Origin of the sequence: Bradyrhizobium sp. AZCC 1578, from assembly GCF_036924675.1 — a bacterium.
GTDB lineage: Bacteria > Pseudomonadota > Alphaproteobacteria > Rhizobiales > Xanthobacteraceae > Bradyrhizobium.
This window is the reverse complement of record NZ_JAZHRZ010000001.1, coordinates 4,044,246-4,060,298: the sequence shown is the minus strand read 5'-3', so window position 1 is coordinate 4,060,298 and position 16,053 is coordinate 4,044,246. Positions and strand designations below refer to the sequence as shown.

Annotated in this window: 11 protein-coding genes and 2 pseudogenes; 3 read left to right on the top strand and 10 right to left on the bottom strand. The window is 64.8% G+C overall.

The window, feature by feature from the left end; genetic code table 11:
• Positions 1–124: 124 nt before the first annotated feature.
• From addB to trxA, 3 genes and pseudogenes are all read left to right on the top strand, one after another.
• Positions 125–3,272: pseudogene (gene addB, locus V1290_RS19370) on the top strand (double-strand break repair protein AddB).
• Positions 3,266–6,792 (top strand): annotated as a pseudogene (addA, locus tag V1290_RS19365) (double-strand break repair helicase AddA). The pseudogenes addB and addA overlap by 7 nt, the downstream one beginning before the upstream one ends.
• Before the next feature lie 72 nt (positions 6,793–6,864).
• Positions 6,865–7,185 carry a thioredoxin gene (gene trxA, locus V1290_RS19360; RefSeq protein WP_016847387.1) on the top strand — a complete coding sequence of 107 codons (321 nt, stop codon included), beginning with the start codon at positions 6,865–6,867 and terminating at the stop codon, positions 7,183–7,185.
• Positions 7,186–7,268: 83 nt separating this feature from the next.
• Here trxA and V1290_RS19355 read toward each other — a convergent pair whose 3' ends face one another.
• From V1290_RS19355 to sppA, 10 genes are all read right to left on the bottom strand, one after another.
• Entirely contained in the window at positions 7,269–7,865 is a 597-nt protein-coding gene (locus V1290_RS19355) for a class I SAM-dependent methyltransferase (protein WP_334365885.1), read from the bottom strand.
• A gap of 116 nt (positions 7,866–7,981) precedes the next feature.
• Positions 7,982–8,722, bottom strand: a complete 741-nt coding sequence (locus V1290_RS19350; protein ID WP_334365884.1) for a metallophosphoesterase family protein — start codon at positions 8,720–8,722, stop codon at positions 7,982–7,984.
• 253 nt (positions 8,723–8,975) lie between these two features.
• The gene (locus tag V1290_RS19345) at positions 8,976–10,316 is read right to left on the bottom strand and encodes a bifunctional folylpolyglutamate synthase/dihydrofolate synthase (protein WP_334365883.1); all 1,341 of its coding nucleotides are present in this window, start codon (positions 10,314–10,316) and stop codon (positions 8,976–8,978) included.
• Complete coding sequence (gene accD / locus V1290_RS19340) at positions 10,313–11,254, bottom strand: acetyl-CoA carboxylase, carboxyltransferase subunit beta (protein ID WP_334365882.1); 942 nt, start codon at positions 11,252–11,254, stop codon at positions 10,313–10,315. Before accD ends, V1290_RS19345 begins: the two co-directional genes overlap by 4 nt.
• A 100-nt stretch (positions 11,255–11,354) precedes the next feature.
• Entirely contained in the window at positions 11,355–12,191 is an 837-nt protein-coding gene (gene trpA, locus V1290_RS19335; protein WP_334365881.1) for a tryptophan synthase subunit alpha, read from the bottom strand.
• A complete protein-coding gene (gene trpB, locus V1290_RS19330; RefSeq protein WP_334365880.1) occupies positions 12,188–13,405 on the bottom strand; it encodes a tryptophan synthase subunit beta in 1,218 nt (405 codons plus the stop codon). Before trpB ends, trpA begins: the two co-directional genes overlap by 4 nt.
• Positions 13,402–14,061 carry a phosphoribosylanthranilate isomerase gene (locus V1290_RS19325; RefSeq protein WP_334365879.1) on the bottom strand — a complete coding sequence of 220 codons (660 nt, stop codon included), beginning with the start codon at positions 14,059–14,061 and terminating at the stop codon, positions 13,402–13,404. The genes trpB and V1290_RS19325 overlap by 4 nt, the downstream gene beginning before the upstream one ends.
• Before the next feature lie 61 nt (positions 14,062–14,122).
• A complete protein-coding gene (locus V1290_RS19320; protein WP_334365878.1) occupies positions 14,123–14,515 on the bottom strand; it encodes a lipopolysaccharide assembly protein LapA domain-containing protein in 393 nt (130 codons plus the stop codon).
• A 71-nt stretch (positions 14,516–14,586) separates the two neighbouring features.
• Positions 14,587–14,892: an integration host factor subunit beta gene (locus V1290_RS19315; RefSeq protein WP_057844774.1), complete on the bottom strand. Its 306-nt coding sequence runs from the start codon at positions 14,890–14,892 to the stop codon at positions 14,587–14,589.
• 171 nt (positions 14,893–15,063) lie between these two features.
• On the bottom strand, positions 15,064–16,044 hold the full coding sequence (gene sppA, locus V1290_RS19310) for a signal peptide peptidase SppA (protein WP_334365877.1): 981 nt from the start codon (positions 16,042–16,044) through the stop codon (positions 15,064–15,066).
• Positions 16,045–16,053: the final 9 nt, after the last annotated feature.

The window sequence follows — 16,053 nt, the reverse complement described above, 5'->3', positions numbered from 1 at the left end:
ACAAGCCCATGCAAAGTAGAATGGCGACTGCTTTGGCAGTGAGTAGCGGGGACGCCGGCCTCACCCGCATGACCTCTCCCTCCTCGCTCCCTATATTGGCGTCTGACCTCGAATCAGGAAGCCCATGCGCGTTTTCAGCGTTCCCGTCTCCGCACCGTTCCTGCGCACCGTCATCCGCGGCGCTGGTCGACGGCCGGCTGGTCGAGGGATTCGAGGCGCGCAAGGACCCGCTGAATCTCGCAACGGCAACGCTCTATCTGCCGACCCGGCGCGCCGGGCGGCTGGCGCGGGAGATATTTCTTGATGAGCTGAAGACCGATGCTGCGATCCTGCCGCGCATCGTAGCGCTCGGCGACATCGACGAGGACGAGCTGGCGTTTGCGGAAGGTTCCGAACAATTCAGCGGCGTCGCGCCGCTCGACGTTCCGCCAAAACTTGGCGAACTGGAGCGCCGCCTGACGCTGGCGCATCTGGTTGCGGCATGGGCAAAAAGCCCGGTGTCGGCGCCGCTCGTGGTCGGCGGCCCGGCCTCGACGCTAGCGCTGGCCGGCGATCTGGCGCGGTTGATGGACGACATGGTGACGCGCGGCGTCGCCTGGGAGGCACTCGACAAATTGGTACCCGACCAGTTCGACAAATATTGGCAGCACTCGCTGGAATTCCTGCGCATCGCGCGCAAGGCATGGCCGGAACACTTAAAGGAAATCGGCCGGATCGAACCTGCGGAACGGCGCGACCGCCTGATTGAGGCGGAAGCCGCGCGCCTGACCGCACATCATGAGGGGCCGGTGGTGGCGGCAGGTTCGACCGGCTCAATGCCGGCAACCGCGAAATTCCTCACTGCCGTAGCCCATCTGAAGCAGGGCGCGGTGGTGCTGCCGGGGCTCGACACTGATCTCGACGAGGAAGCCTGGCAGACGATTGGCGGCGTCAGGGACGCGCACGGCAAATTCACCACGCAGCCCTCCTCGAACCACCCGCAATTCGCGATGCATGGATTGCTGGATCGCTTCGGCATCAAGCGAAGCGACGTCGAAACCCTGGGTACGCCAGCGCAGCGGGGGCGCGAGGTGCTGGTATCGGAGACGATGCGCCCGTCGACGGCGACCGAGCAATGGCACGACCGGCTGGCGCAGGCGGAAGTGTCTGCCAGGATCGCTGCCGGCATGGCAAATCTCGCCGTCGTCGAAGCACCCAACTCGGAGATGGAAGCGCTGGCGATCGCGGTGGCGATGCGCGAGGCGCGGCACCTCGGTAAATCCGCCGCGCTGGTGACGCCGGATCGCGCGCTGGCACGGCGGGTGATGGCGGCGCTGAGGCGCTGGAATCTCGAATTTGATGATTCCGGTGGCGACGCGCTGATGGACACGCCAAGCGGTATTTTTGCCCGCCTCGCCGCAGAAGCCGCCGCCCAGGAGCTGGAGCCCCCGACGCTGCTCGCGCTACTGAAACATCCGCTGTTTCGGCTTGGTGGTGCATTCGGCGCGTTCAAGCACGCCATCGAGACCCTCGAACTGGCGCTGCTGCGCGGCACCCGGCCGCAGGCAGGAACGGCGGGCTTGGCACGCGACTTCGATCGCTTCTGCGTCGAGCTCGGAAAACTCCGGCGCAAGGAAGCTTCCTCGCTTCACGCCTCGGAGCCACGCGCGAAACTAAGGGATGACGAACTCGATCAGGCCCAAGCGCTGATCGCGGCGTTGCAGAAGGCGCTGTCGCCGCTGGAAATCTTGGGCTCATCAAAGCCGTACGATTTCGCCGAACTGGCGCTGCGCCATCGTGAAACGCTGATCGCGCTGTCCTCGGATCAAAACGGAATTGCGGTCGTCTTCGAGGAAGCGCAGGGCTCGGCATTGTCAGCGGCGTTCGACGACCTGCTGGCCGAGCAAAAGCCGAGCGGCCTGATGGTTCAGCTCGGCGATTACCCCGACGTGTTCCAGACCGCCTATGCCGACCGCATGGTGCGGCGGCCGGAATCCGCCAATGCGCAGCTCCAGATCTACGGCCAACTCGAAGCGCGGCTGACCGAATCCGACCGCGTCATCCTTGGCGGGCTGGTCGAAGGCGTGTGGCCGCCGGCGCCGCGGGTCGATCCGTGGCTGAGCCGGCCGATGCGTCATGAACTCGGCCTCGACCTGCCGGAGCGGCGCATCGGCCTCTCCGCGCACGATTTCGCGCAATTGCTGGGCACGCCAGATGTGATTCTCACCCATTCGGCCAAAGTCGGCGGCGCGCCGGCGGTCGCCTCGCGCTTCCTGCACCGATTGGAGGCGGTGGCCGGCGAACCGCGCTGGGAGGAAGCCAAACGTGCCGGAGAAAATTACGTCCGCTTCGCCGCCGAACTGGATCAGCCCGACGAGGTCAAGCCGATCGAGCAGCCCGCGCCGAAGCCGCCGGTCGAGACGCGGCCGCTCAAGCTGTCGGTCACGGCGATCGAGGACTGGCTGCGCGATCCCTATACGATCTACGCAAAGCATATTTTGCGCCTCGATCCGCTCGATCCCGTCGACATGCCATTGTCGGCGGCCGACCGCGGCTCGGCGATCCATGACGCGCTCGGCGAATTCACGCAAGAATTCGCCGACGTCCTTCCGCCAGAGCCCGCGCAGGCGCTGCGCGGCATCGGCGAGAAATATTTCGCGCCATTGATGGAGCGGCCGGAGGCACGCGCCCTGTGGTGGCCGCGGTTTCAGCGCATCGCCACCTGGTTTGCGGAATGGGAAAAGGCGCGGCGCGACGACATCGAGAAGATTGCCGCCGAGATCAAGGGCGAGATCAAGATTCCGCTCGATAGCGAGCGCATCTTCACGCTGTCCGCGCGCGCCGACCGGATCGAGCAGCGCCATGACGGCAGCTTTGCGATCCTCGATTACAAGACCGGACAGCCGCCGACCGGCAAGCAGGTGCGGATGGGCCTGTCGCCGCAACTGACGCTGGAGGCGGCTATCCTGCGCGAGGGCGGGTTTGAGAATATCCACTCCGGCTCATCCGTCGGCGAACTCGTCTATGTCAGGCTCAGCGGCAACAATCCGCCCGGCGAGCAGCGCTCGCTGGAACTGAAAATCAGGAACAACGATACGCCGCAGCGGCCGGACGAAGCGGCCGACTACGCGCGCGAACAGCTTGAGGCGCTGATCCGCAAATTCGAGAACGTGGAAACCGCCTATACCTCTCTGAACCTGTCGATGTGGTCGAACCGCTACGGTGCCTATGACGACCTCGCCCGGATCAAGGAATGGTCGGCGGCCGGCGGGCTGGGGATCGAGGAATGGTGAAGGCCCGGCGCATCATCCCCGACGCCGTTCGTGCGACGCAAGCGCGCGCGTCCGATCCGGCCGCGTCCGCCTTCGTTTCGGCAAACGCCGGCTCGGGGAAGACGCATGTGCTGGTTCAGCGGGTGATTCGCTTACTGCTCGAAGGCGTGCCGCCGGAGAAAATTCTTTGCATCACCTTCACGAAAGCCGCCGCCGCCAACATGGCGGAGCGCGTGTTCACCACGCTGGGCCATTGGGTGACGCTCGACGATGACGCGCTGGATGCGGCGATTCGCGAGGCCGGCATTCCCCATCCCAGCGCACGCCTGCGCAAATCGGCGCGCAAACTGTTCGCCTGCGCGCTGGAGACGCCGGGCGGGCTGAAGGTGCAGACCATCCACGCGCTATGCACGCGGCTGCTGCAGCAATTCCCGTTCGAGGCCAATGTGCCGGCGCGGTTCGCCGTGCTCGACGAGCGCGACCAGAACGAGATGATGGAGCGGGCCAATCTCGCCGTCTTCCTCGAGGCGTCGCGCAACCCTGATAGCGCGACCGGGCGCGCGCTGATGACGGCGATGGCGAGCGCTGCCGACGTCACCTTCAAGGACGTCGTGCGCGAGGCCTGTCTCAGCCGCGATCATTTCATGGCCTGGACGGATGCCGCCGGCAGCGCGCAGGCGGCTGCCGCGCAGATCTCAGCCGCACTTGGCGTCCGTCCCAATGATCGCATTGAAGACGTCGAGCGTGAGATCGTTGAAGGACCCAACCTGCCGCGATCGCAATGGCAGGAAGTCGCCCTGGTTCTGGATACTAGCAGTAAAGCCGACCAGAAACAGGCCGATCGGCTTCGAGAGGCGCTGGCATTTACCGGGGCTGCCCAAGTTGACGCGTATCTCGGATTATTTCTCACAGATGAACGCACGCCACGAGCAACGGTCGTCACCAACAGCTTTGTCAAAAAGAATCCTGCGGTTGGTCGATTGTTCGATTCGGAAGTCGGCCGCGTGCTTCCCCTGATCGAACGTCGCCGCGCATTGGTGGCGCGCGACCGCACCGAGGCGCTGCTATATATCGCAACCGCTGCAGCGGCGAACTATCGCCGCGAGAAGCAGGAGCGCGGCCTGCTCGACTATGACGACCTGATCGACAAGACGCTGGAAATGCTCGACCGCGTTTCCTCGGGCTGGGTGCATTACAAGCTCGATCGCGGCGTCGACCATGTGCTGATTGACGAGGCACAGGACACCAGCCCGCGGCAATGGGACATCGTCGCGCACATCATCTCCGAATTCACTTCGGGTGCCGGCGCGCGCGACGGCGTGGTGCGAACGGTGTTCGCGGTCGGCGACGAGAAGCAGTCGATCTTTTCGTTCCAGGGCGCGGCCCCGCGCGAATTCGACCTGCGCCGCCGCGCGTTGCAGAGGAAGTTCGAGGGCGCCGGACTGAAGTTCGATCCGGTATCCTTCACCTATTCGTTCCGCTCCGGGCCGGAGATCCTTCACGCGGTCGACCGGGTGTTTCGCGAGCAGGATATCTACCGCAGCATTCACGCGGTCGATATCGGCAATCCGATCCATCACGCGCTGGCCGATGCAGGTCCCGGCCAGATCGATCTCTGGGAGCTGGCGGAAGCCGATGACCGGCAGGATATCGAGGGCTGGCGCGCGCCGTTCGACGGCGTCTCCGCGACCAGCCCCGAAGTGAAGCTGGCCCGGCGCATCCAGGCGGAGATCAAGGCGCTGGTCGGCAGCGGCGCGATGACCGGCAGCAAAAACGACCGCCGCCCGCTGCGCTATGGCGACATGCTGGTCTTGGTGCGCCGGCGCGGCAACGCGTTTGACGCCGTGATCCAGGCGCTGAAGCACGCCGGTATCCCGGTCGCCGGCGCCGACCGCCTCAAGCTGACCGAGCACATCGCGATCATCGACCTGATGAACCTGGCCGACGCGCTGCTGCTGCCGCAGGACGATCTGGCGCTGGCAGTGGCGCTGAAGAGCCCGCTGTTCGGGCTCGACGATGACGACCTGTTCAAGATCGCCTGGCAGCGCAAGGGATCGTTGCGCACCGCATTGGCCGCGCGCGCCGCGGCTGATGGCCGGCTGAGGGATGCGCTGTGGCGGCTCGAACAGTGCGAGCGCCGCTTTGCCAGCGAAACGCCGTTTGCGTTCTATGCCTGGCTGCTCGGCGGCGATGGCGGCCGCGCACGAATCCTGCGGCGGCTTGGGCACGAGGCGAACGACGCGCTGGATGAGTTTCTGGAGCTGGCGCTGAGCTATGAACGCAAGGCGCCGGCCTCGCTGCAGGGTTTCATGGCCTGGTTGCGCACCGCCGATCTCGAAGTGAAGCGCGACATGGAGATCTCGCGCGACGAGGTTCGCGTCATGACCGTGCACGGCGCCAAGGGCCTGGAAGCGTCCGTCGTGTTCCTGGTGGACACCACGACGTCTCCCTCGGATACGCAGCGGCTGAAGCTCATCAACCTGCCGCTGGGCAATGCCGATCCGCATGCGCCGGGTGTGGTGGTGTGGGCCGGCCGCAAGGCGGAGGACCCCCCGGCTGTCGCCGCCGCCCGCGCCGCGATGATCGACGATACCGAGGATGAATACCGCCGCCTGCTCTATGTCGCGATGACGCGTGCAGCGGACCGCCTGATCGTCGGCGGCTGCTTGCCCGGCAACATGAAGAGCGTCCGGCCGCTGTCGTGGTACGATCTGATCGCCAAGGGGCTCGCCGGCTCCATCTTGCAGCTTCAGGAGATCGAGACCGCCATCGGCCGGGTAAAGCGCTATACGCGGCCCGAGGAGTCCGCACCCTCGGCCGCTCCACCTGCTGCGTCGTCCCCGGCGGCGCCGATCGTGCTGCCCACCTGGCTACTGACGCCGGCGCAGCCCGAAATTTCCCCGGAAAGTCTGTTGCGGCCTTCGGACCCCGCCGACAGCGACAGCCGCCCGGTACGTACGGCGGAGTCGCTCACGAAGCGCGCCCGCGCCCTGCAGCGCGGCACATTGGTGCACCGGCTTCTGCAGTCGCTGCCCGATGTCGCCGCCGAGCGCCGCCGCGAGGCCGCGCTGACCTATCTGGCCCGCAATGCCGATGGCTGGACCGAGAAGGAGCGGCAGGTGCTGGCCGAAAGCACGCTCGCCTTGATCGCCGATGCGCGGTTTGCGCACGCTTTCGCCCCCGGAAGCCGCGCCGAAGTCTCGATCGTCGGGCGGCTGGAGCGGCCGGGCGGCCGGCCGGCGCTGGTATCCGGGCAGATCGACCGCCTCGTGGTGACCGAGCGCGAAGTCCTGATTGTCGATTTCAAGACCTACCACGCCCCGCCGGGCCGGCCCGAGGAGGCGCCGAGGGGCTATGTCCGCCAGCTCGCGCTGTACCGGGCGGTGCTCGGCAAGCTTTATCCCCAGCGCCCGGTGCGGGCCGCGCTGCTTTGGACCGAAACCTCTGAATTGATGGAGATTTCCGCTTCCGCGCTGGAGGCCGAGCTGGCATCCATCATCTCGGCGTGACCGCGCTTGACCCGGCAGGGTCGCGTTCATAGGTTTGCCACTATCATCCCCGGGCGCGATTCTTGACCGCGCCCCTTAATTTCTAACCGAACGAGGTAATTCCGATGGCCGTTGGCAAGGTTTCTGACGCCGATTTCGAAGCCGAAGTGCTCAAGGCGACCGGGCCGGTGGTCGTCGATTTCTGGGCCGAATGGTGCGGCCCCTGCCGCATGATCGCGCCCGCGCTCGACGAGATTTCCGGCGCCATGGGCGACAAGGTCAAGATCGTGAAGCTGAACGTCGACGAGAGCCCGAAGACGGCCTCCAAATACGGCGTGATGTCGATCCCGACCCTGATGATCTTCAAGGGCGGCGAGATGGCCTCCCGCCAGGTCGGCGCCGCGCCGAAGGCGAAGCTGCAGCAGTGGATCACCGCGGCGGTTTGATCGACCCCTTAATAACTTTTCCGAGGACGGCCGGCGAATAGCCGGCCGTTTGCGTTGCGAGAACATAAGCCGGCAGCGGGTAATTACCTGGATGAATTTTGACCGTCTCCGACGCGGCAAACCATCGTGACATGATCCCACCAGGAATTGACGCTCACTCTGCTGTCCCGCACCTCGAAGCCCGCGTCCATCAGTTCGCGTTCAATATCCGTCAGCGGCTTCAGCGTTCGGTACGGACGGCCGTTCTGCAAGAGCTGAAAGTTTGCCGCGTCGAAGCGCGCCTTGGCCTCGTCGGATTTCGGCAAGCCGCACATGGTGCTGACGACGAAGACGCCATCGGGTCGAAGAGTTCGATGAACTTCCTGAAGGCACCGGGTTCGATCGCATCCGACCAGACAATGCAGGCAACTGCCGTCCATCACGGTATCGAACGACGCGTCGGGAATGAACGGCATCTCGCAAACATTGCCTTCCCGGAAAGCGCCGGAAAGCCCGCGTTCGGCGAATTGCTCTTTTGCCCAGACGATCGCCGTTTCCGAAATGTCGACGCCGTGCACCTCGTAGCCCTTTCCGGCCATCAGCAGTGACCACGACATGCCGTTGCCGCAGCCTAGCTCGAGAATTCTCGCCGGCGGCGAGGGCAGGAATTCCCGCTCGAGCCGATCGAGCGTGTCGGTCATGCGCGCAAGATTCCGCTCCTGCGCACTTCCTGACCAACCCCGGTGGCCGGCTATCTTCAGGCGGCGGTATTCCGCGTCGTAGTCATGCATCGGCTGCACCGGTGCCGGTTTTGGAGCTATCTGATCCATCCTGTCGCTAGCGCGCTGGCGAGTTCGGCCTGATCGTTCCGTTGCGCGAGCGCAGCCATCGCGCCGTGATCATACGGCACATGCCGGAACGTGACGCGCCAGGCGCCGTCAGCAAGTTCGAGGATCGCATAACGCGCATCCGGCGTGCCGGCTTCGACGACATGCGGAAAGGGATGCACGTCGCGATAGCCGGGCGAGCCGACGCTGCCGGGGTTGACGATCAATCGGCCATCGCGAAGCCTGACCGCGCGGGCAAGATGGGTGTGCGCGCAGAGGATCAGGGACTGCGTGACGCCCCGCGCGCGCTCCTCGATTTCATCCAGCGATGACATTCGCAAGGTGCCGTCGGGCAACACCGTTTCCAGCCAGTAGACCTCGTCATGCTCGGGCGTTGCATGGCAGAGGAAGACCCGATCGCGAAACACGGCCGTCTTCGGCACCGCGCGCAGCCAATCGAGATGGCGCTCTTCGAGCTGCGCGTGCGCCGGCCGGTCCCATGATCCCATCTTCTCCGGCGGCCGGTCGATCAGATACCGATCATGATTGCCTAGTACGTGAGCGGCGTCGAGCGCCATCAGCGCATCCATGGTGCGTCGCGCGTCGAGCGGTCCGCTCGCCATGTCGCCGAGATTGACGATTTCGCCAATGCCCAGCGCGCGGATGTCGGCCAGCACGGCTTCCAGCGCGAGATAATTTCCGTGCACGTCGGCAATGGCGGCAAAACGCATGGGGATTCCAGCTTTGATGATTGTCGCACGGCCCTGCAAGAACGATGCTGCGCCATCTACCTCATTTGGGTGAAGCCAGCCTGCAACATTATCCTTACTTCCTATTGCGGAACGAAGGTTCCGACTCGCAGCTCTCAGGCGTCTTGGCTAGTCTTTGCAAAGACCGGGGCTGGCTAGTTTCATTAAGCAATCGATATTTTTTCCCGGGCGGCCGCTGGAAGCGATTCCAGCGGTCATTTAATTTTGGGGAATACTATGCCGGCAGCGTGCCGTTGATGGCAAGCACATGGCCGACGAGATAGAGCGAGCCGGCGACCAGAATCCGCGGCGGCACTTCGTAGGCGAGACGCGAGAGCGCGTGCAGCGCGGCTTCGACGCTTGCAGCATTTTCCACGCGCATGCCGAGCGCGCGCGCCGCATCCGCCAGCCGGTCCGGCGGCATCGCATTGTCGCGTCCGGGGATCGGCACCGCCACGATGTGCCGCGTCAGTCCTGCGAAATTGGCGAGAAACGCGCCGGCATCCTTGTTCGCCATCATGCCCGCGATCACCACCAGGGGCCGCGACACCCGCTCTTCGAGATCGCCTAGCGCGGCCGCAGCGACGCGGCCGCCTTCCGCATTGTGTCCGCCATCGAGCCAGATCTCGCAGCCCTTCGGCCCCTGATCGACCAGTGCGCCCGAGACCAGCCGTTGCATCCGCGCCGGCCATTCTGCACCAACGATGCCGGCCTCGAACGCCGCCATTCCGATCCTGAACGCCTCGATCGCGCGCAGCGTGGCGATGGCAAGGCCGGCATTGTCGAATTGATGCCGCCCGAACAGCTTTGGCGCCGCAAGATCCATCAGGCCCCGCTCGTCCTGATAGACCAGCCGCCCGCGCTCGACACCGACATGCCATTGCTGCCCGGCAGCATGCAACGGCGCGCGCATGCGGTCGGCCTGCGCCTCGATCACCGCCATCGCCTCCGGCGCCTGCTCCGCGCAGATCACCGGCGCACCGCGCTTGATGATGGCGGCCTTCTCGCCGGCGATCGCGGTCAGCGTGTTACCGAGAAATTCCGTATGGTCCATACTGACTGGCGTGATTACGGTCGCGGCCGGCCGGTCGATGACGTTGGTGGCGTCGAGTCTTCCGCCGAGCCCGGTTTCCAGCAGCACGACATCGGCGTCATGCTCCGCGAACAGGCAGAACGCCGCTACGGTCTCCATCTCGAAAATCGTGATCGGATCGCCCGCGTTGACCTGCTCGCAATACTCCAGCACCCGGCGCAGTTCGGCATCATCAGCCAGCCGGCCGCCGCCCTTCTGGCCCAGCCGGAAGCACTCGTTGATCCTGACCAGATAGGGCGAGGTGTAGACGTGCACGCGCAGGCCTGCAGCCTCCAGGATCGCGCGCAGATAGGCGATGGTGGAGCCCTTGCCATTGGTGCCGGCGACATGGATCACCGGCGGCAACAGCCGCTCCGGATGATCGAGCCGCGCCAGCAGGCGGTGCATCCGATCAAGGTTGAGATCGATGCGCTTCGGATGCAAGGCAGACAGCCGCGCGATCAATTCACCGAGCGGCTGGGATCTGGCGGCAGGCAGGCTCACGCGTGGGGCGCAGCCGGCACCGCTTCCGGGGCCGAGACGATCTGGGCCGGGTCTATGGCCTGCGGCAAAGGCTTTGAGGCGACGTCAAGCGGCGGCGATTTGGTCAGGAGCCGACACAGCCGCGCCAGCGTCGAACGCATCTCGTGGCGATGCACGACCATGTCGATCATGCCGTGGTCGAGCAGATATTCGGCGCGCTGGAACCCTTCCGGCAATTTTTCACGGATGGTCTGCTCGATCACGCGCGCGCCGGCAAAACCGATCAGCGCGCCGGGTTCGGCGATCTGCACGTCGCCCAGCATGGCGTAGGATGCGGTCACGCCGCCGGTGGTCGGATTGGTCAGCACCACGATGTAGGGCAGCTTGGCTTCCCGCAGCATCTGTACGCCGACGGTGGTGCGCGGCATCTGCATCAGCGACAGGATGCCTTCCTGCATGCGTGCGCCGCCGGAAGCCGCGAACACGATGAACGGCGACTTCTTTTCCACCGCCAGTTCGAGCCCGCGCACGATCGCCTCGCCTGCGGCCATGCCGAGCGAGCCGCCCATGAAATCGAAATCCTGCACCGCGATGACGACGCCGGCGCCTTCGAGCTTGCCGTAGCCGACCTTGATGGCGTCGTTCAGCCCGGTCTTGGCGCGGGCGTCCTTGATGCGGTCGGCGTATTTGCGTTCATCGCGGAACTTCAGCGGATCGGCTGTCACTTCAGGCAGCGCGATGTCGTACCAGGTCTCGTTGTCGAAGATCGACTTCAGCCGCGCCACCGCGCCCATGCGCATGTGGTAGTTCGAGCCGGGAATGACGAACTGGTTGGCCTCGACGTCCTTGTAAAACACGAGCTGCCCGGAATCCGGGCACTTGATCCACAGGTTCTCCGGCGTCTCGCGGCGCAGGATGCTGCGGATTTTCGGCCGTACGACATTGGTGAGCCAATTCATGGTTCGCTCCGAATGCGGTTGAACGCATTGACTGGATATATGGCGGCCAGCTCCAAGGCCGGCAAGCCGCTGTTAACGCCTATTTCCACGCAATTGTGGCTTATTCCGCAGCCTGCTTCGCGCCCCGGACGCCCTGCGCCAGCGACGCCACGACGTCGGCCACGATGGCCACCGTCTTGGCGGTCGCCTGCCCCTGGGCGTCGAGGCTGTCGCGCAACGCATCGACCAGGGCGGTGCCGACCACGGCGCCATCCGCCTTCTCGGCAATCGCGCGCGCCGCTTGCGGGGTGCGGATGCCGAAACCGACGCACACCGGAAGCTTGGTGTGGCGTTTGATACGGGCTACCGCATCGCCGACCACCTTCGAATCGGCCGCCGCCGCGCCGGTGATGCCGGTGATCGAGACGTAGTAGACAAAGCCGGAAGTGTTCGCGAGCACGGCGGGCAGGCGTTTGTCGTCCGTCGTGGGTGTCGCCAGGCGGATGAAATTGAGCCCGGCCTTCAGCGCGGGAATGCAGAGCTCATCATCCTCCTCCGGCGGCAGGTCGACGATGATGAGGCCATCGACGCCGGCGGTCTTGGCGTCGGCGAGGAACTTGTCGACCCCATAAATATAGATCGGATTGTAATAGCCCATCAGCACCAGCGGCGTGGTGTCGTCCTCCTTGCGGAAGCCGCGCACCATCTCGAGCGTTTTCCGCAGGGTCATGCCGCCCTTGAGCGCGCGCAGGCCCGCGGCCTGGATCGACGGCCCGTCCGCCATCGGATCGGTAAAGGGCATGCCGATCTCGATGATATCGGCGCCCGCCTTGGGCAGCGCCTTGATGATGTCGAGCGAAGTTAAGGGATCGGGATCGCCGGCCATCAGGAAGGTGACAAACGCCGAGCGGCCTTCTTTTGCGAGTTCGGCAAAGCGTGCGTCGATGCGGGTGGTCACTGCTTCCTGCCTTTCAAGATCTCCGTGATCTGCGGAATGTCCTTGTCGCCACGGCCGGAAAGATTGACCACCATCAGATGGTCCTTCGGCCGCTTCGGCGCGAGCTCCGTGAGCTTGGCGATCGCGTGCGCCGACTCCAGCGCGGGTGGAATGCCTTCCAGTCGCGACAGCAGCATGAAGGCGGCGAGCGCTTCGTCATCGGTCGCGGAGAGGTAGGTGACGCGGCCGGTCTCGTGCAGCCAGGAATGCTCCGGGCCGATACCGGGATAATCGAGGCCCGCCGAGATCGAATGCGCATCCTGGATCTGGCCGTCATCGTCCATCAAGAGATAGGTGCGGTTGCCGTGCAGCACGCCGGGCCGGCCGCCGGCGATCGAGGCGGCATGCAGTTGCGTCAGTCCATGACCGGCCGCTTCGACGCCGAAAATTTCGACGGAGGGGTCGTCGAGGAACGGATGAAACAGGCCCATGGCGTTGGAGCCACCGCCGATGCAGGCGACCAGCGAATCCGGCAACCGGCCTTCGGCCTCCTGCATTTGCTTGCGCGTTTCCTCGCCGATCACCGACTGGAAGTCGCGCACCATCATCGGATAGGGATGCGGCCCCGCCACCGTGCCGATGCAATAGAAAGTGTTGTGCACGTTGGTGACCCAGTCGCGTAGCGCCTCGTTCATCGCGTCCTTCAGCGTACGCGTACCCGACTGCACCGGCACGACCTTGGCGCCCAACATCTCCATGCGGAACACGTTCGGCGCCTGACGGGCGACGTCCACCGCGCCCATATAGACTACGCATTCGAGACCAAAGCGCGCGCACAGCGTCGCGGTGGCGACGCCGTGCTGGCCGGCGCCGGTCTCGGCGATGATGCGCTTCTTGCCCATGCGGCGCGCGACCATGATCTGGCCGAGCACGTTGTTCACCTTGTGCGAGCCGGTATGGTTCAGCTCTTCGCGCTTCAGGTAAATCTTGGCGCCGCCGAGATGCTCGGTGAGTCGCTCGGCGAAATAGAGCGGCGACGGCCGGCCGACGTAATCCTTGAGATAGCCGTTCATCTCGATCTGGAACGACGGATCGGCCTTGGCCACCGCATACGCTTTTTCAAGGTCGAGGATCAGCGGCATCAGCGTTTCCGCGACGAAGCGGCCGCCGAAATTGCCAAAATGCCCGCGCTCGTCGGGACCGGTGCGGAATGAATTGGGCAGGCGTTGATTCATCGGACCATCAATTCTTCGGTGGCGCGCGCGGCGCGAATGAAATGGCGGATCAGCTCGGGATCCTTGACACCGGGCGCACTTTCCACGCCCGAGGATACATCGACGCCGCCGGCGCGGGTAACGCGAATGGCGTCCGCGACATTGTCGGCGCTGAGCCCGCCGGAGACCATGAAGGGCAATTGGAGATCGAGCTTTTCCAAAACGTGCCAGTCGAACACGGTCCCCAACCCGCCAGGACGGGTGGCGCCCTTGGGAGCGCGAGCATCGAACAGGATGCGGTCGGCAACGCTCGCATAGCCCGGCAGCGCGGCGAGATCGGCCGAGGTTTCAACGGCGATCACCTTCATGACCGGCAGTCCGAATTTTTGTTTGATGTCGCGCACCCGCGCGATGCTTTCCTTGCCGTGCAGTTGCAGCAGGTCCGGCTGCAGCGTCTCGGCGATATTTTCAAGCGTCGCGTCGTCGGCATCGACGGTCAATGCCACCTTGGCCGCGCGGCCCTTGGCCTGCCGGCCGAGTTCGCGCGCCGTCTCGAGGCTGAGATGACGCGGCGACGGGGAGAAGAACACGAATCCCACCATGTCGGCACCCGCCTCAAGCGCTACCTCGAGCGTCTCACGCGTGGACAGGCCGCAAATTTTGACGAGCAGGGACATGGTCTCTCGGGCGCATATTTCGCCCCGTAACCGGCTGGAACAGGGGCTGACGGGGCGGGTTCTACAACGTCGCGCCCTGCTTGTCTCGCCCGGCGGCCCCGTAGAAGCCATACTGGGACGGTGCCGGAAGCCGCTGCTGATGGCCCCGCGAAACTGCCGCCGCGGCCCGTAAATCGGCCGCTTCCGCCCTTGCCCGGCGGGCATCCGCCTCATGCTGGCGCGCCGCACGGCGCCAGTGCCGTTGGCGGAACCATGTCGCTATGCCGCCCGCCGCCACCCCCAAAATGGCCACCGTGATGATCACGGCAAACAGCGGCAAGCTCACCGCGATTGCCGGATCGATCGAATTGAAGGGGTCGAACGATACCGTCACGAAATGGCGGTTGGCGACGGCGAAAATGATGAAGATCAGCCCTAAGGGAATGACGACCAGCGCCGTGAAGAACTTTCGCATGACCATTTCTCGCAGTGATGGAGAAAGGCGGGCACGAGGCCCGCAACACGGCTACAGATCGCAAAAATTGGTTACGCGCCGGCCTCGGGAGAGCCGTTGTCGCGGTTCAGCCGCTCGCGCATTTCCTTGCCCGTCTTGAAGAACGGGACGCTCTTCTGGTCGACCGGCACATGGGCGCCGGTGCGCGGATTGCGCCCCGCCCGCGCCGGGCGATGCTTGACCGAGAAGGCGCCGAAGCCGCGCAGCTCGACACGGTCGCCGCGCGCCAAGGCAGCGACGATCTCATCGAGGATCGCGTTCACAATGTTCTCCACATCCCGCTGATAGAGGTGCGGGTTGTGCTCGGCGATGCGCTGAACAAGTTCGGATTTGATCATCGAAGTTGGGGTCCGGGATCGTGCGGACTTCCATTTCCGTGAAAATGCCTTGCACTGTCAAGACGCTAATTCACTTTTGGGCAGCGCGAAATGGTGTGACAAACGGCCCGGAAGGGGTTTGTGGCAACACCCGCAATGCGGGAGAACGTCACGAAGGGCAGCCGCTGCGGCTCAGTTGGAGGCTGCGGGGCGCCACAATGCCAGCATGCCGTCGAGCGCGAGCTGATCGACCGCCTGGGCGACGCCGGCCTGTTCAATCTGGCGTGCAATGGAACTCAAACCGAGCGCCTCGAACGCGATGGAAGCCGCCGTTCGCAGAAACGTCAGGTCGCCAAGCTGCGGATTCAGCTTGTAATCGCGCACCGGCAGATCTTTCTTGATCTTCTTCTCGGCGACCAGCCATGCAACGGCTGCTTTTTCATCGCCGAGCTGATCGACCAGTTTCAGTTCGACCGCCTGGCGGCCGGTGAAGACCCGTCCGTCCGCGACTTTTTCCAGTAGCGCCTCATCCATGCCGCGCCGCTCCCTCACCAGGCCGCGGAACCAGGCATAGGAATCCTTCACCAGCGCGTCGAGCGCAGCGCGCGCTTCAGGACTGGTCGGCTCGAAACCATTGGGCGCGGCCTTCAACGGCGAGGATTTCACCTCCTCGACCTTGACGCCCACGGTCTTCATCAGCTCGGTGAAATTCGGATATTGAAACAGCACGCCGATCGATCCGACCAGCGAGCTCTGCCGGGCGACGATATGATCGGCGGCCATCGCCGAGATGTAACCACCCGACGCGGCCAGCCCCTCCACCACCACGACGAGCGGTTTCTTGGCCTTCAGGCGCACCAGCGAGTCGTAGAGCTGCTCGGAGCCGGCCGTGGTGCCGCCCGGCGAGTTGATGTGCACGATAACCGCAGCATGGCTCGATTTCTCCAGCCGCTCCAGCGCCTCGACGCGCTGCTGGTCGCTGCGGATCAGCCCTTCGATATTGACACGCGCGATCGACCCCGATGGGGTCAGGGCAGCCGGCCCGCTCGTTGTCGCGATTGCACCGGCGGCGACGATCGCCGCGATGGTCACCAGGCCAGCCATGATGCGCCAGAACGTGAGCTTCCGGCGGATCCTGCGGCGATCGACGATCACGTCCGAATCGAGCGACATCGAAATTCT